18 protein-coding genes and 1 tRNA gene are annotated in these 15,650 nt (G+C 67.1%); 10 read left to right on the forward strand and 9 right to left on the reverse strand.

Annotated features, from left to right (window positions below):
• Nucleotides 1–21 precede the first annotated feature (21 nt).
• From AV521_RS00835 to AV521_RS00855, 5 genes are read left to right on the forward strand one after another with little or no spacing between them, the layout of a single operon-like run.
• A complete protein-coding gene (locus AV521_RS00835; protein WP_076082228.1) occupies nucleotides 22–1,845 on the forward strand; it encodes a DNA polymerase in 1,824 nt (607 codons plus the stop codon).
• Nucleotides 1,842–2,078, forward strand: a complete 237-nt coding sequence (locus AV521_RS00840) for a hypothetical protein (RefSeq protein WP_076082229.1) — start codon at nucleotides 1,842–1,844, stop codon at nucleotides 2,076–2,078. Before AV521_RS00835 ends, AV521_RS00840 begins: the two co-directional genes overlap by 4 nt.
• Nucleotides 2,075–2,257 (forward strand): hypothetical protein, encoded by a 183-nt coding sequence (locus AV521_RS00845; RefSeq protein ID WP_076082230.1) that lies wholly within the window; start codon nucleotides 2,075–2,077, stop codon nucleotides 2,255–2,257. The genes AV521_RS00840 and AV521_RS00845 overlap by 4 nt, the downstream gene beginning before the upstream one ends.
• The gene (locus tag AV521_RS52500) at nucleotides 2,254–2,679 is read left to right on the forward strand and encodes a deaminase (RefSeq protein WP_076082231.1); all 426 of its coding nucleotides are present in this window, start codon (nucleotides 2,254–2,256) and stop codon (nucleotides 2,677–2,679) included. Before AV521_RS00845 ends, AV521_RS52500 begins: the two co-directional genes overlap by 4 nt.
• A 57-nt stretch (nucleotides 2,680–2,736) precedes the next feature.
• Nucleotides 2,737–3,168, forward strand: coding sequence for an Lsr2 family protein (locus AV521_RS00855; protein ID WP_076082232.1), 432 nt, complete (start codon nucleotides 2,737–2,739; stop codon nucleotides 3,166–3,168).
• A gap of 858 nt (nucleotides 3,169–4,026) precedes the next feature.
• On the opposite strand, the gene AV521_RS00860 is transcribed toward AV521_RS00855, so the two are convergent.
• The 7 genes from AV521_RS00860 to AV521_RS00885 all read right to left on the reverse strand — a co-directional run bounded on the left by AV521_RS00860 (nucleotide 4,027) and on the right by AV521_RS00885 (nucleotide 7,631).
• Nucleotides 4,027–5,157, reverse strand: a complete 1,131-nt coding sequence (locus tag AV521_RS00860) for a hypothetical protein (protein WP_076083364.1) — start codon at nucleotides 5,155–5,157, stop codon at nucleotides 4,027–4,029.
• Nucleotides 5,154–6,101: an MvdC/MvdD family ATP grasp protein gene (locus AV521_RS00865; protein ID WP_076082233.1), complete on the reverse strand. Its 948-nt coding sequence runs from the start codon at nucleotides 6,099–6,101 to the stop codon at nucleotides 5,154–5,156. The genes AV521_RS00860 and AV521_RS00865 overlap by 4 nt, the downstream gene beginning before the upstream one ends.
• Nucleotides 6,098–6,379 (reverse strand): putative ATP-grasp-modified RiPP, encoded by a 282-nt coding sequence (gene tgmA, locus AV521_RS00870; protein ID WP_076082234.1) that lies wholly within the window; start codon nucleotides 6,377–6,379, stop codon nucleotides 6,098–6,100. The genes AV521_RS00865 and tgmA overlap by 4 nt, the downstream gene beginning before the upstream one ends.
• A gap of 195 nt (nucleotides 6,380–6,574) precedes the next feature.
• Nucleotides 6,575–6,679 (reverse strand) — tRNA-OTHER (locus tag AV521_RS49005).
• Between the two features lie 134 nt (nucleotides 6,680–6,813).
• Nucleotides 6,814–7,062 (reverse strand): hypothetical protein, encoded by a 249-nt coding sequence (locus AV521_RS00875; protein WP_076082236.1) that lies wholly within the window; start codon nucleotides 7,060–7,062, stop codon nucleotides 6,814–6,816.
• 136 nt (nucleotides 7,063–7,198) lie between these two features.
• On the reverse strand, nucleotides 7,199–7,390 hold the full coding sequence (locus AV521_RS00880) for a hypothetical protein (protein ID WP_076082238.1): 192 nt from the start codon (nucleotides 7,388–7,390) through the stop codon (nucleotides 7,199–7,201).
• Nucleotides 7,377–7,631, reverse strand: coding sequence for a hypothetical protein (locus AV521_RS00885; RefSeq protein ID WP_143658560.1), 255 nt, complete (start codon nucleotides 7,629–7,631; stop codon nucleotides 7,377–7,379). The genes AV521_RS00880 and AV521_RS00885 overlap by 14 nt, the downstream gene beginning before the upstream one ends.
• Before the next feature lie 135 nt (nucleotides 7,632–7,766).
• On the opposite strand from AV521_RS00885, the gene AV521_RS00890 reads away from it, so the two are divergent.
• The gene (locus AV521_RS00890; RefSeq protein ID WP_076082241.1) at nucleotides 7,767–8,600 is read left to right on the forward strand and encodes a helix-turn-helix transcriptional regulator; all 834 of its coding nucleotides are present in this window, start codon (nucleotides 7,767–7,769) and stop codon (nucleotides 8,598–8,600) included.
• Nucleotides 8,597–8,806 (forward strand): DUF397 domain-containing protein, encoded by a 210-nt coding sequence (locus tag AV521_RS00895; protein ID WP_256725376.1) that lies wholly within the window; start codon nucleotides 8,597–8,599, stop codon nucleotides 8,804–8,806. The genes AV521_RS00890 and AV521_RS00895 overlap by 4 nt, the downstream gene beginning before the upstream one ends.
• 60 nt (nucleotides 8,807–8,866) lie before the next feature.
• Here the strand turns inward: AV521_RS00895 and AV521_RS00905 are convergent, their stop codons facing one another.
• Nucleotides 8,867–10,468 carry a lipase maturation factor family protein gene (locus AV521_RS00905; protein WP_079249060.1) on the reverse strand — a complete coding sequence of 534 codons (1,602 nt, stop codon included), beginning with the start codon at nucleotides 10,466–10,468 and terminating at the stop codon, nucleotides 8,867–8,869.
• Between the two features lie 131 nt (nucleotides 10,469–10,599).
• On the opposite strand from AV521_RS00905, the gene AV521_RS00910 reads away from it, so the two are divergent.
• The 3 genes from AV521_RS00910 (at nucleotide 10,600) to AV521_RS00920 (ending at nucleotide 14,947) form a co-directional block, all read left to right on the forward strand.
• A complete protein-coding gene (locus AV521_RS00910) occupies nucleotides 10,600–11,865 on the forward strand; it encodes a DUF6777 domain-containing protein (RefSeq protein WP_076082243.1) in 1,266 nt (421 codons plus the stop codon).
• Nucleotides 11,866–11,949: 84 nt separating this feature from the next.
• A complete protein-coding gene (locus AV521_RS00915; RefSeq protein WP_076082245.1) occupies nucleotides 11,950–14,034 on the forward strand; it encodes a SpoIIE family protein phosphatase in 2,085 nt (694 codons plus the stop codon).
• Between the two features lie 49 nt (nucleotides 14,035–14,083).
• Complete coding sequence (locus AV521_RS00920; protein WP_076082247.1) at nucleotides 14,084–14,947, forward strand: Fpg/Nei family DNA glycosylase; 864 nt, start codon at nucleotides 14,084–14,086, stop codon at nucleotides 14,945–14,947.
• A gap of 21 nt (nucleotides 14,948–14,968) precedes the next feature.
• On the opposite strand, the gene AV521_RS00925 is transcribed toward AV521_RS00920, so the two are convergent.
• Nucleotides 14,969–15,625 (reverse strand): zf-HC2 domain-containing protein, encoded by a 657-nt coding sequence (locus AV521_RS00925; RefSeq protein WP_076082249.1) that lies wholly within the window; start codon nucleotides 15,623–15,625, stop codon nucleotides 14,969–14,971.
• Nucleotides 15,626–15,650: the final 25 nt, after the last annotated feature.

Genomic DNA, 15,650 nt, shown 5'->3' on the forward strand with positions numbered 1-15,650 from the left:
TGTGATTCTCGGAGGAACTGGATGAAGGTCATCAACTACGACATCAACGGCTCCGAAGTCCGGATCAACGTAGTCGAGGATGAAGCTGATCTTCCCGAGTTTCGCCGCTTTGTGGTGAACAACCGTCAAGCCCTTGGCTTCGACACTGAGACCGACGGCCTCTCCTGGTGGGAGGACGGGTTCCGTATTCGCCTTGCGCAGTTCGGCAACGCCTACGAGAGCTACGTCCTCCCCACCGAGAGGGGTGGCCTCTTCCAAGAAGACGCCATCAAAGCCGTTGGCTGGGTCGAGAAGCTGGCCATGCAGAACGGCACCTACGACATCCTTTGCATGGACCGAGTCTGGGGAGTGCCGGCCGAGTCCGTCTTCCCCCGCCTCGTGGACTCCCGTATCACCGCCCACCTCGTAGACAGCAGGGGGCGGAAGGACGGCGGTATAGGTCACTCGCTCGAAGAACTCACCCGCCACTACGTCTCCGCGACGGTGGCCGATGAGGTGAAGGCGAGCATGACCGTCATCGCCAAGGAGCTGGGAGTCAAGAAGGCCGACATATGGCCGGTGATCCCCTTGGAGCACGAGGGCTTCAACCTCTACGCCGGTATGGACCCGATCCTGTCCTACCGCTTGGTGAAGCTCCTCAAGCCCAAGATTCCGGCCACGGCCCGCAAGCTCGTCCGGTACGAACACGAACTGGCAGCCGCCTGCGCCTACATGGTGCGTCGCGGCATCAAGGCCGACGTGCCGTACATCGAGGAGCGAGCAGCCGAGCTGGCCTCCACGGAGCACCACTACAAGGACATCGCGGCGAAGCTCGGGCTGGAGAACATCAACAGCCCCAAGCAGGTCGGGGCAGCAGTCATCAGCCGGGGCGTCATCCCCACCGAGACGACCCCGACCGGACAGCCCAAGGTGGACGACCACTTGCTTAAGGCTCACATGGATGACCCGTTGTGCGAGGCCATCTACCGAGGCAAGAAGGCGGCCAAAGCCAAGAGCACATGGTTCGACAACGCGTTGACCAACCGGGACTCGGAAGACCGGCTCCATGCCTCGATCAACTCGACGGGAGCCAGGACAGCCAGGATGTCAATCTCCGGCGCGATACCGGCACAGACGTTTCCCTCCGGGGATTCGCTGGTTAGGCGGGGATTCGTCGCCGATCCAGGGATGGTCATCTGCGCTGTTGACTACAAGGCGCAGGAGCTTCGAGTTCTGGCAGCCCTGTCGGGAGACAAAGCGATGAAGAAGGCTTTCCGAGAGGAAGCCGACTTGCATCAGATCACCGCGGACGCCGCTGAGGTGGACCGTAAGACGGGGAAGATGACGAACTTCCTCACGGTCTACGGAGGCGGTCCAGCCGCACTGATGAGCCAGGCCGGCGTCACTCGGGAGGTCGCTGAGCGAGCCATCAAGGGCTTCTTCAAGGTCTTCCCTGGCGTCGAGAAGTATTCCGAGGAGCTTCAGCGTGAAGCGCGCCGCAAGGGCTACATCACCACGAACACCGGCCGACGCCTGTACGTGGACAAGCGGCGCCCTTACGCCGCCCTGAACTATTCCGTGCAAAGCGCGAGCCGGGACGTTACCGGTCGAGCAATCCTCCGGCTCGTTGAAGCGGGATATGGCCCCTTCATGCTTTTGCCGGTCCATGACGAAGTGATCTTCCAGTTCCCGGAGGAGCAGGCTCTCAGGGCTACGGAAAAGGCCGCTCAGATCATGAAGGAAGTCATGAGCGGCGTACTCATCGACACCGACGTGTCGGTTTACGGAAAGAGCTGGGGTTGCGGATACATGGCCGAAGGTCAGTTCTGCGATCTGTGCAACACGATTCACAGGGAGGCAGCATGAGCGAGATGGACGGCTTCGAGGATCTGATTGGCGAATTCGCCAAGGAGCTGGAGGGCAAGGCCCTGGAGCACGTTGCGTCCACCGCCTTCAAGGCCGCCCGCCTAAGCGGCCTAGTCATGAAGGAAGCAAGGGAGTGCGGCCTCCCGAAGGATCTGGCCGAAGGCATGGCTGCGAATGTCTGGCAGATCATCATGATTCCCTCCTCCGCTCAGATCGTGGAGGCCGGCGAGTGAGCTACGCGGACTACTACGTGGAGGGCGACGAATGCGGATACACCGCTCTCATTCATGATCCCTCCGGGGAAACCGTGGCCGAAGGCGGCTGTACTTGCTGCGCAGACAACGAGGTCACCCTTCAAATGCTGATCGATTCAGCCGACTACGACCAGAAGAATCGCGAGAATGGCCAGTGAGCGACCTCGATGTTCGCCCAGACTGGGATACATACTTCATCGGAATCGCTACGGCTGTCGCTGCACGAGGCGATTGCTGCCGGTGTCGTGTCGGAGCTGTGGTGGTCGGCCCTGACCGGCGAATCGTTTCTACGGGATACAACGGGTCGTATCCAGGCGGCCCGTCGTGCAGCGCTGGAGAATGCCCGCGGTGCCTCTCGAAAGTCCCTTCCGGCACCTCATACGAGTACTGTGTTGAAACACATGCCGAGGCGAATGCGCTGCTCTACGCTGACTGGGCCTCGTGCCAAGGCTCCACGATCTACATAACCAGGTCGGCTTGTAAGGACTGCCTGAAGCTCATCAAGTCGGCTGGGGTTCATCGGATCGTGTACCAGGATCACGGAGGGGTTGATGCCCTCCAGCTCCGCTCGGTAGGCTAAGCCGTAGTTGGGTTGTGACACTTCTGCTACGACCCACTCGACCAACAGGGAGTGATCGTGAGGGTTTCACAGCTCGTTGAACTCACCGTTGAAGGCGACGACTACGAGGGTAAGGTCGAAGACGCCGAGGTGGTTGCGAACCTTGACAAGCTGGATAGGGCATACCAGAAGGCGCGGGAAGCACTCCTTGAGGCTCTGAGTGAAGCCGGTGTCGTCCTGGCTGGCACGCCGGCGCCTGGCTACACGGCACGGCCGGCCTCAGCCAAGAAGCCGTCCACCTCCGCTGGCCCGGACGCCTCCGACGTACGCGCCTGGGCTGCAACGCTCAGCAAGCCGGCCCTGCCGGTCGCGGCGCAGGGACGCATCCCCGGTTGGGTCAACGAGGCGTTCGAGAAGAAGCTCAAGGGTGAAGCGCTCGACAAGCACACTCGGCAGCACGCCTCCGCCGACTTCCTGAAGAAGTACGACGAGGTCAACAAGAAGAAGTGATCTTCGCTGCTGGAAGGCCCCCTCTTCGGAGGGGGCCTTCGCTTTCAGAACCCATCCTTGAACCTCTGACGGTCTCCCTCTCGCGCCTCGTTCGACGAGCAGGGACACCGCCCGCTGCGGATCGCGGCTGCGGACGGTCCCGGAGCCGGGTTGTAGGCCCGGCGCGTTCGGGCTGCCTCAGGTCCGGGGCGAGGCCGGTTCAGGAGAATCACCCCTTCAGGTGAATCGGGTGGTGCCCCGTCCGGGAGGCCGCAAGACTAATCAGGCAGGCCCCCAGCCAAGGCTTCCGAGGATGAACATGCGTATCCGCCCTGCGGTCGCTGCTACCACCGCCACGCTGGAGTTCTGGCATCCGCACCTGCATCGATCCCCGCCCTGAGCAGCTGATCACACCTCCCGCACTCCAGGGAGTTCAGGGACACCGTCCAGTCGACGACAGGAGACCCTCATGCGTCTGCTCAAACGAGCTGCCGTGACCCTCATGATGACCGCCGCGCTGTCCGGCACTACTGTCCCGCTGGTGCACGCGGAGGGCGGGCCGGCGGTCTCAGCCGCCGCCGGAGCCCCGAGCCACGCTCCGGCGCAACAGTGCTGGGCCGTCAGCCTTCCGAGCGAGCCGTTCTGCCCTCCGGGGTGGCACGCCGAGGAAACCAACGGTTCTTGGACCTGCTGCAACGGCTAGGGTTCCGCCAGGTCAGCGACATCCTGCCGTGATCGTGGCAGCGAAGCGCCGCCTCCGGCCTGGTGCACGGCGCGGGCCGGAGGCGGCGCTTCCGCTATGAGCTTGTGAGATCGTCAGAGGTTCAAAGATGGGTTCTCACGGACCGGTATGTGTCGCCTGCTCCTCCAGGGCAACGGTTACCGCAGGGCCCACGACTCCCCACTAGGCGCCTCGTACCAGAGTCGGTGCTCGGTGTCAGTCACTGTCAGGCCGAAGCGCTCCCAACGGGGCATGTCGTGCTCCGTCCACCACTGCCAGGCCCATCGAAGCGTTTCCCAGACCTCCGGCTCGCCCTGCCCGTGGAACCTCGGCTCGTTCGCCTTGTCATCGTTGTAGACGACCTCGCACCACCGGCCATCCGGCATGACCAGACGACGCATCGACTGGCCTTCCTCCACACCGTACTGGAGGTCCACGCCCGGCAGATGGGCGGCCAGCCAGAACTTGAAGTGGTAGTCGTCGAAGATCGAGACGGGGATGTCGGTGTACCCCTGGGAGCCGGGCGCCACTTCTGCACTCTGCACGGCGGTCTCGTCCTCATGGCGTGCGGGCATGAACGCGCCCCCGTCCTCCAGGAAGGGACCGCTGAGGCTGCCGTCCTCGTGGGCTTCCAGGAGCACCATGGCGGCGCTGAGGGGACCGAAGACGTTAGCGATCAGACGTCCGCCCGGAGCCATAGCGGAGCGGATCGTGGGCGTGACCCGAGGCAGGCCGAAGGAGAAGATGGCCTTGTCGAACGTCCTGTTGAAGTTGTGCGTCGTCGCGTCGGCCGGAACTACACCGATGTTGAGTCCGAGCTGCTTCAGACGCTCGCTGGCCTCGGAAGTGCCGCTGAGGTCACAGGCGCTCATCTGGTTGCCGCGGCTGAGCTGTGTGGCGATTAGGGCGGCCTGGTATCCGGTGCCGAGGCCACCGTCCAGTACGTGATCGTCGCTCTGGATATCGAGGGCTTCGATCATGCGGCACGTGAGACTGGGTTGTGTGCTGGACGACGTGGGAGTGCCGTGCCAGCCCCCCGTGACTTGTTCGGCCTGGTCGAGTGCGGTGACCAGCGTCAGGTTCGAGTAGATCGGCCTGAGCCAGTCATCGCCGTCCGTTTCCGTGCGCTCCTGCCACAGGGTCGGAGCACCGCCCGCGTTCTGGAAGTACCGGGGAACGAAGAGGTGACGGGGAGTCGAGGAGACGGCCTCGATCAGGCGTTTTGTCGTGAGGTCTCCCGACTCTTGAAGTTCGGTGGCAAGGCTCGATGCCATGCTCTTCCAGTTCAACGTTTGCACCATTCCTCCAGAGTCTTGGCGAAGACGGAAGCGAGAGGCAAGTCCGTGGAATTGGCCCAGGCCCACTGGCCAGAGGGGTTCGCTTCAAGGAACACCCACTCGCCCGTGGGCCTGACGATGAAGTCGGCCGCAAAGTACGCGAGTTTGAACACGGCGGCGTACCCCCGCAAGGACTCTTGCACCGCTGCGGGGGTGGACACGGGGGTGACGGTGATGGCGTCGTAGTCGGACCGGTAGTCGATCCTGGCCTGGTCGCTGCCAGCGTCGATGCGTGCGCTGTAGCAGCTGTCCCCGATGAGCATGACGCGTACCTCGAAGTCCTTTTCGACTTCTTCTTGGTACAGGTGAGCAGTGACCGAAACACCAGCGAGGTCCGACAGGTCCGCACGGCGGGTATACATCTGATCCCACCCGCTCTCATGCGCAACGACAGGGATGCCCAGCGGTTTCGTGATGATCGGGCCATCAATGAACTGTGCGAACCGCCTCACGGCATCCGGATCACTGGTGATGAGGGTTCGCGGCGTCGTCAGGCCGACAGCGTCAGCAACGCGGAGCTGCTGTGGTTTGAACTCCGCGAAGGTCGCCCTGGACGGGTGGTTCATGAAGGGAGCGTCGATGCTTGCCAGCACCCCACCGAACCCGATCCTGGCCGCTCCGCGAGCGTAGTGCTCATCAGCCTCAGAGAGGGTGGGGAGCCGGAACATGCCAGGGCGATTCCAGTACACGGCCTTGATATCCGAGATCTCAACGCTGCGCTGCTCGGTGGCCAGCGCGCCCTGCCACTGGCCCTTGTCGAATGTTGATCGGAGCTCCAGCTCAAGCGGGAACTGAGCTGTGTCCATCCGGAAGACGGGGACGCCCGCCGAGACCAGCTCGCCGACGATGAGGTCGGTGCCAGCCTCGAACGGGCCGTCCACTACAAGCACGGTCACTCGATGTACCCGGGGTCGCTACCCTCGTCGCTCGGCGGGGGGTTCTTCACGTCACCATCCGGGTTGGTCTTCTTGCTCGTGGCCATGGCGACCAGCGGCGTGCCGTCGCCCATGGAGGCGGTCTGCGCCACGGGGTCGTAGACACGCGTCTCCACGATCGGGGCCGTCAGGTCAGAGACGCGGAATCGCGCACCCTGAAGCGCGTACGGCCGCAGTCCCACGGGAGCGGTGCCGATCGGTGCCGGCCGCCCGAGGGGAAGCGCCTCGATCAGGTTCATATGCATTCCTCTGTTCGAGTTGTGGTGCCTTGCGGCTCGACCTACCCGTCAGAGCAGGTCGAGCAGTCCCCTTGCCCGGAGTCGAACCGAGAGTCTCCCCGCGCCCTGCGATATGCCTAGGAGTTGGCGTTTGGCGCATATGAGGCGTTCTTCCTGACTGAACTACAAGGGGTCGTTATGCAGTTGTTTTGCGAGTCCCCTCGTCCGGACTCGAACCGGAGTCTTCGCCAGCGCCGGACCGTCCGTATCCGCATTAAAGGGCGGCGCGAAGCGTGCTCTTCCTGACTGAGCTACAAGGGGGTGACCTCTCCCCGCCCCGCCTGTTGTGTGCGGGAGGAGTGCACCGGGGCGGAGAGAGGGGCTGGAACCCGCTCTACCGGGGGTTGTCGATGTGGTGTGGGAGCCATCGAGGTGTCAGCCGGTAGAGCGGGCGTTCACGGGGTGGTGATGCCCATGACCCACTCGTGTGGGAAGGGGCCACCTTGTATGAGGAACGTGTCTAGTGCACGGAAGGCACTCCCGAGCCCTAGCGCGTACTCCTTCCAATCCTGGTTATCGAAGTCAGCGGTGTACTCGGCGTTGTGCAGCTCGCTCGATAGGTTCCGGGTGTTCCGGTACATGTCTTGGACGAGCTTCGATGAATCGGTGCTGTTCTTGGTCTCGGGGGCTTCGTCGTCCCGCATCAGTGCCCTCCCTGGAGGACGGCGGACATGATGAAGGTGACTGCGGACGCCCAAACGACGAACAGCAGTAGGCCACCCCAGAGGGCGCCGTCCTGTGTTGGTTTCCAGCGCCTGAAGCGTTTCAGCGTCTTGATCGTCACAGGTGGACCACCCTTGCTTCGGTGCCTGCCTCGATGCGCAGTGCCAACTCTTCGGCCTGCTCGATGCCCAGGCAGTTGAGCCACAGGAAGCAGCCCAGGGGATCAATCCCCGCATCAACGATGATGCCAGCGCCCAGAAGAGCCTTCTGGAGATGAGCCAAGGCGTCCGTAGCGTCACGGCTGGGCATTGACGGACTCCTTGGGGTACCTGCGGCGAAGGGTCGCGGCGTCCCGCGCGAGGCTGGTGAGGGCAAGCGCCACCCCGACGTTGCAAGCGCCGAGCTGCACCCGGAAGTCGCCCTGATCCACACGCAGTCCGGGGAGCCTGATGCTGACCTCTTCGAAGGCGCCGCCGAGTGCCATCGCTGCTTCCTCTGCTTCGAGCGTCGCCTCGGCTGTCTCCGGGTCGCGCGTGATGGGGGGATTCACGGGAACCTCTCAGGGGGATGTCGTTGCTGTTCGTAGTTAGATGATTGCCCTGCGGCGCTACGATCAACAGAGGTTTCGTCGTGACGGATGCGCTGGTCACGGTGACAACAGGGCTTGTCACAGGGAGGGTTGAGGGTGGCGGTCGAGGAACAGGACCTGGAAGGCAAGGATTCGCTGCTGGCGTTCTTCGGGTCCGAGGTGCGGCGGCTACGCGCCAAGAAGGGGGCATCTCAGGATGCGTTGGCCAAGGCCACCCACTGCACGAGGACCCTCGTCAACAAGATTGAGAACGCTGTGCGAGTGCCGTCAAAAGACTTCGCGAAGGAGGCTGACGAGTTTCTGGACGCGGACGACCATCTGACTCGGCTGTGGCCGCTCGTCATCCTCTATGCGTATCCGAGCTGGTTCCGGCCGTTTGTCGAACTGGAGAAACAAGCAGCCGTCATCCGTACGTTTGGGCCGTCGGTCGTCCCTGGACTTTTGCAGACCAGGGACTACGCCAAGGCAACCCTGACTGTCGGCCGAACCAACGACGTGGACACGTTGCTTGACGCCCGCATGGAACGACAGACCATCCTCGAACGGGACAACCCCCCAGAGCTGTGGGTTGTCATAGACGAAACCGTGTTGCGGCGGAAGGTGGGTGACGACAGGGTGATGCGTGAGCAGCTACAGCGTCTGCTGGACCTGTCCGAACGGCCGTCAATCGTGATTCAGGTCCTGCCCTTCAGCGTCGGCGCCCACTCCGGCATCGCTGGTGCCTTCCATACCCTCACCTTCAAGGAAGGCACCAAGGACGCTCCAACGCTGCCGGTGGTCCACGTGGACGGCTTTCTCCGGGGCCAACTTCTGGCGGATCCAGCAGATTTCAAAGCGGCTGCACGAGCCTATGATCTGCTCATGGGCGATGCCCTGTCCGTGCAAGCGTCGATCGACCTGATCGCCGACGTCATGAAGGAATCATCGTGATCCGCGCAAACAGCCTGCCCGATGCGGCATGGCGTAAGAGCACCTACAGCACCAACAACGGCGGAGACTGCGTCGAGGTCGTTGACGGACTGCCGGCCGTGCCCGTCCGGGACTCAAAGGACAAGGACGGAGCCGCCCTGGTCGTCAGTCGCTCGGCTTGGGCCGCGTTCGTCAGCGCTGTGGACCATGGGGAGATTGGCGCGTAGGTAACGCCCCTGACCCGCTAGCCCCCGGTTTACCCCGAGTCGGGGGTTAGTTCTCGCCCCTCAAGTTGGGATGTGAGAGCTGGGGAGTGGGCGCAAACGGATGGGGGGAACCAGGTCTCGGACGTACTCCCTGTGCCAGCAGGCATGTGTCGCTCGCAGCTCCTGCCAGGTCGTGAAGCGGTACCGGTAGAGGCGGGCGCGCACGAACGCCGGAGGGTGGTCGGAGAAGGGGTTGTGGCGAATCAGGCGCATCGTGTCACGATCGTTCAGCAGGAGCCGCAAGACGAAGCCGTCGAACCAGTCGAGGCCGTAGGTGGGGGAGAGGGCCACAAACCAGAGCAACCAATCAAGCCTCAAGTGATAGGGCGCGAACTGGCGTGGCCACCGCTGCGGCTCGCTCGGCTTGCCGTGGAAGCTGTACTCCTGCCACACCGCATCGGCGGGAACCTCCTGGTCGGCGCGCTCAAGTACCCGGTAGCCCTGGATGCTACGCTCCTTGTACCAATCCACCTGGTGCCAGTCCAGGCGCAGATGGTAGGGGGCGAACTGGCGCGGCCAGTGCCGGGTGTCACCCGGCTTGCCCCGGAACTCGTACTCCCGCCAGTCGGAGTCCTCGCGCGGCAGGGCGTCAAGGGTGCCCTCGACCACCACCTCGTAGCGGACCCGGCTGACGCTGCCGAACGCGCCGTACGTGTTCACCAGGTGCAGCGGGTCGAAGGAGCGGTTCATGACCTGGCGGCGGGAGATCATGTTCAGCACGGGGTGGTAGCTCAGGAAGACCAGCAGGGCCGCGACCGCGAGCACCAGCACCTCGTACCACAGCGGCGCCTCCGGCACGGACGGCGCGGATGCGGGAAACCGGAGCGCGGACAGGGCCGGCACGATGGTGATCCAGTTCAGCCAGGAGAAGTTGCCGGACAGCACCAGCCACAGCTGGGTGACGATCATCAGGGCGGCGGCGGCCGAGGCGATCGGCTGCGGGGTGAACAACAGCACCGGCACGACGAGTTGGGTGAAGTGGTTCGCGGCGACCTCGACCCGGTGCAGCGGCTTCGGCAGATGGTGGAAGAACCAGCTCAGCGGGCCCGGCATGGGCTGTGTCTCATGGTGGTAGTAGAGGCAGGTCAGCTTCCGCCAGCACGCGTCGCCCCGCATCTTGATCAGCCCGGCGCCGAACTCGATCCGGAACAGGATCCAGCGCAACAGGAACAGGACGACGACCGGCGGCGCCACCTCGTCGTTGCCGAGGAACGCGGCCAGGAAACCCGTCTCCAGCAGCAGCGACTCCCAGCCGAACGCGTACCAGGTCTGGCCGACGTTGACGATCGACAGATACAGCGCCCACGGCACCAGCCACAGCGCAATCGCGGCCCACAGCGGCAACAGGGAGTCCGCGCCGGCGAGCAGCGCCGCCGACACCGCGCCACCGCCCCAGGCGCAGCCCGCGAAGAAGCGGTCGGAGTAGTGCAGATGGAACAGGCTCGGGGCCCGCCCGAAGGGGATCCGCGCCACGAAACGGGGGATCGGCAGCATGCCGCGCTCGCCCAGCAGAGCCCGGAACTGCAGGGCCGCCGTCAGGAACGCGACCAGGTACACGGCCGCCAGAGCCCGCTGGCAGACCAGTCGGCTCAGCCAGTAGTCGGGAGCGGTGAACCAGTCCACGGCTGTGCGCGCCCTTCGTCACGGCCAAACAGCCGGTGTCCTCTTCATCATGGGCTCTCCCCGAGTTGCCAGCCAAACAGGCGTAATGCACACAATGGGGGGAAGTCACCCACAGTGATGCGGAGTGTACGGTGCGGATACCCACCGGATCCATCGCCCTCGTTTGCGCCCTCTCGGTGGCGCTCTTCGTCGCCGGCTGCGTCCGCCCGGGGGTCAAGGCGGCACGGATGGGCGTGGACGTCTATCTTCTGCCCGCGGCGGCGCAGGGGCCCGACCCCTTCACCGGCTCCACGGTCAGCGCGACCGCCACGCCGGCGGCACCCGGCACGGGCAGCGCCGATCCCACCGCCCGTGCGGCGCTGGGCGTCAGCGCCACGGGATCGCCCGTCGCCGCGTCCTCCCGGCCGGCGGTGCCCGCCGCACTGCTCGTACCACCTCCGCGGGCGATGCGCGTCCTGTCCGGCGCGACCCCCGGCCTCTACGGCGGCACCGCCCGCGTCGCCGGCTGTGATGTCGCGCGGCAGATCGGGTATCTCACGGCGGACCGGGCCAAGGCCGGCGCCTTCGCCCGCACGGCCGGTGTCTCCGGCGGCGGCCTGACCGGGTATCTGCACGGCCTCACCCCGGTGGTGCTGCGCGCCGACACCCGGGTCAGCGACCACGGCTACCGCGACGGGGACGCTGTCGCCTACCAGGCCGTGCTCCAGGCCGGCACGGCCGTCCTGGTCGACAACCGGGGCGTGCCCCGCGTGCGCTGTGCCTGCGGCAATCCGCTGGGATCACCCGCGCCCGCCCACGGCGGCTTCGGCGCCCGGGGCAGCGCCTGGGCCGGGTACCGCCCGGACCAGGTGATCGCGGTGACGCCGGCGCCGCGAGCCGTCACCAGTTTCACCATCGTCAACGTCGAGACCCGCACCTGGATCGAACGCCGGATCGGTCACGACGTACGCGACGACCACGTCGTACCGGCGCCCACCTGGGCCACCGCCGCCCCCCACGCCCCCGTCCCGACGGACACGGCCGCGGCGGGCACCGCACCGCCGTCGAGCATCCCACCCGGCCCGCAGCAGACCCGGCCGGGAGTCTCGCCGGGCACGACCGGCGCGTCACCCGGCACCGCCACCCCGACGGCACCGCACCGGCCCGCAGGGCGGAACACCACGCTCCCCGGTACGACCGACCCGTGGACCCCGCCCTCCCCCGGCCTCCCGCCGGACCCGCCCGACGCCCCGGACCCGCCGTACGGGGTCGGCCCGCTCGACGGGGTCGGCCCGCCCGGCACCGACCTCCCCGACGGCGGACTGGTCCCGTACGGCATCCCGAGCGACCAGGCCATCGGGCCCGGCGCGACGGGCCACGGCACCCGGGACACCCCCACGGCCCTGCCCGGCGGCTGAGTCCGCCGGCACCGGCCGCGGACGCCCGCGATCCCACCGGACGATCAGGTCGAAGAATCCGGTGAATCCTGGCAAGGTGGGCCCATGGCAGATCGGGGAGCGAGTGCCATGTCACTCCCGGAGGACTGGCCCGCCCACCCGGACCCGATCCTGGCGCTCAATCGCATGGGCACCTTCGACTGGGACCTGGACACGGGCCTGTTCCACATGGACGCCCAGGCATACCAGGTGTTCGACCTGCTGCCCGAGGAATACGACGGACGCCCCGAGTCCCTGATCGTCCGGGTGCCGCAGCCCGAGGCGGCCCGGCTGGACGCGGTCGTGGCCCGGGCCATCAAGGACGGCAGCGAGAACTACGGCACCTACTTCCGTATCCGCCGCCGCGACGGCACCCCGCGCTGGACCCACACCCAGGGCTACATCCGCCGGGACGACTCCGGTCGCCCGCGCCGGGTCGTGGGCATCGTCCGCGACGCCACCGAGGAACTCGCCGACAGCGGGACACGCAGCCTGCGGGCCGCCCAGGACGAGGCCTTCCGCCAGCAGACCAACATCGTCCAGGTCGTCTCCGCGGCCCTGGCCCACGCCCGTACCGTCCGGGACGTCATCGACGTCCTCAAGGACACCCACGGCATCCGCCGCCTGGGCGCGACCAGCCTGGTGATGGGCCTGGTGGAGGCGGGCCGGATCCGCGTCGTCGCCGAGGCCCCCGTCGGCAGCTTCGTGCCCGCCGGCAGCCAGGTGAACCGCATCGACGAGCCGTACCCGATGAGCGAGGTCGTCCGCACGCTCGTGCCGCGCTTCATCGAGTCACCCGAGGAGTTCGCCGACGGCTACCCGATCCTGTGGCCGTACCTCACCGATCTGCACATCACCTCGGCCGCCTATCTGCCACTGATCGCCCAGGCCCGTCCGATAGGCGCGATGGGGCTGCTCTACAGCGACCGGCGCGGCTTCTCCACCGAGGAGCGCGCCGTCCTGGTCGCGCTGGGCAGCAGCATCGCGCAGAGCCTGCAGCGGGCCATGCTCTACGAGCAGGAGAAGGACCTCGCCCAGGGCCTGCAGCAGGCCATGCTGCCCCGCACCATCCCCAGCGTCCGCGGCGCCGACATCGCCGTCCGCTACCGCGCCGCCACGGCCGGGGGCACCCTCGGCCGGGACATCGGCGGCGACTGGTACGACCTGATCCCGCTGCCCGGCGGCCGAGTCGGCGCGGTCATCGGCGACGTCCAGGGCCACGACACCCACGCCGCCGCCGTCATGGGCCAGCTGCGGATCGTGCTGCGCGCCTACGCCGCCGAGGGCCACACCCCGGCCACCGTGATCGCCCGTGCCTCCGTCTTCCTGCACGAACTCGACACCGACCGCTTCGCCACCTGCCTGTACGCCGAGGCCGACCTGTCCACCGGAGTCGTGCAGGCGGTCCGCGCCGGCCACATCGATCCGCTGATCCGGCACAGCGACGGCACGTGCTGCCGGGTCCCGGTCGAGGGCGGGCTGCCACTCGGTCTGTCCGCCGAGTTCAGCCGGCTGGAGTACCCGGTCTCCACCCTCGAACTCGACCCCGGCCACACCCTGCTGCTGTGCACCGACGGGCTGGTCGAACAGCCCGGCACCGATCTCGACGACGGCATGGAGCGCCTCACGGCACTCGTCACCGACGGCCCCGAGGACGTGCGTGAGCTTGCCGACCGGCTGATCCAGCTGGCCGAGGAGCGGGGCGGCGACGACGACGTGGCGCTGCTCCTGCTGCGCCGCCGCACCCCGGAGGCCGCGCGGACCGGCGGCCGGCTGCAGCAGCACGTGGTCCCCGGTGACCCCGAGGCCCTCACCCACGCCCGGCACATGATCCGCGCCGCGGTCCGCTCCTGGGGCGCCGACGACCGCGCCGACGAGATCGAGCTGGTCGCCGACGAGCTGATCACCAACGCGCTGATGCACACCGAGGGCTCCGCGATCGTGACCCTGCGGGCGCTGGACGACGGTGAGCGCAGACTGCGGATCGAGGTCGAGGACTCCTCCAGCGCTCTGCCCCGGCGCCGTGAGGCGGGCGAGGAGGGCGTCTCCGGGCGGGGTCTGCTCCTGGTGGACCTGCTCGCCGACGTGTGGGGCGTGGAGGCGCGCGGCGGCGGCAAAGCGGTGTGGTGCGAGTTCCGTCTCGACGGCTGACCGGGCTCATCGTGGGGGAGTTGTCAGTACCGGGTGGCACTCTGGACCTATGCCGGAACTGCCCGAGGTAGAAGCGCTGAAGGACTTCCTCACCGAGCACCTGGTCGGCCGCCGGGTGGCCCGGGTGCTGCCGGTCGCCGTCAGCGTCCTGAAGACGTACGACCCTCCGGTCACCGCCTTCGAGGGCGGCGAGGTGACGGCCGTGCGGCGGCACGGCAAGTTCCTGGACCTGGCGGCGGACAGCGGGCTGCACCTGGTGACCCACCTGGCCCGCGCCGGCTGGCTGCAGTGGAAGGACCGGCTGCCGGACGGCCCGCCCAAGCCGGGCAAGGGCCCGCTCGCGCTGCGCGTGGCGCTGGAGACCGGCGAGGGCTTCGACCTCACCGAGGCCGGCACCCAGAAGCGCCTCGCGGTGTACGTCGTCCGCGACCCGCAGCGGATCGAGGGCATCGCCCGGCTCGGCCCGGACCCGCTGGCCGCCGAATTCGACGAGGACCGCTTCGCGGCCCTGCTCAAGGACGAGAGACGTCAGCTGAAGGGCGCGCTGCGCGACCAGTCCCTGATCGCGGGCGTCGGCAACGCCTACAGCGACGAGATCCTGCACGCCGCGAAGATGTCCCCGTTCAAGCTCGCCGCCTCCCTGACCCCGGACGAGACCCACCGGCTCTACGCGGCGCTGCGCACCACGCTCACCGAGGCGGTCGACCGCTCCCGGGGTGTGGCCGCCGGACGGCTGAAGGCCGAGAAGAAGAGCGGTCTGCGTGTCCACGGCCGCACCGGAGAGCCCTGCCCGGTGTGCGGCGACACCGTCCGCGAGGTCTCCTTCAGCGACTCCTCGCTGCAGTACTGCCCGACCTGCCAGACGGGCGGCAAGCCCCTGGCGGACCGCAGACTGTCCCGGCTGCTGAAGTGAGACCGGCGGCCGGCGTGAGACCTACGACGCCTCGACGGACACCAGGTGCTGCCCCTCCTCGGTGCGCACCTCGTAGCGGTCGATCTGGGCGGGACGCATCGTGGAGGACCCGAGCGCGGTGAAGGTGGCGGTGTCGTGGCCGCGTTCGGTCCAGGTGCCGACGACCTGTTCGGAGCCGTCACGGCCCACGACCACGAGCCGGCACCGGTGCGGGCCGGTGCCGTCCTTCACCCGCAGCAGCAGCCGGCTGCCGGTGTCCCCGTCGTCGGCCGTGACCTCGGCCCACACCCCGGTCTGCGGGTCCGTCGCCGCGGTGACGTGCGCGGCCGCCTGCTCCCGATGGCCGGCGAAGGCCACGATCCCCGGACCGGCGACGGCCAGCACCACCGAGGCGGCCAGCCCGTAGAGGAGGCGACGGCGGCGCACCCGCTGGCGGCGCGCGACCTCGCCGAGCAGCCGGTCCAGCAGCCGGGGACCAGCCTGTGCCAGGGGATGCACAAAGCGCGGCGTGGCCCGGCGGTACAGCATCAACTGCCGTGTAGCCGACCCGAATTCGGTCACCTGTGCCGCGCATTGCGGGCACTCCATGAGGTGGTCCTCGAAGCGGAAGGCCTCCGCCTCGTCCAGCACGCCGAGCGCGTACGCGCCGACGTCGCGATGCCTTTCCAGGGACCTCATGCCGAATCCTCGTGCCGATGGGTGC

The sequence above is a fragment of the Streptomyces sp. IMTB 2501 genome (genome assembly GCF_001953885.1).
Lineage (GTDB): Bacteria > Actinomycetota > Actinomycetes > Streptomycetales > Streptomycetaceae > Streptomyces.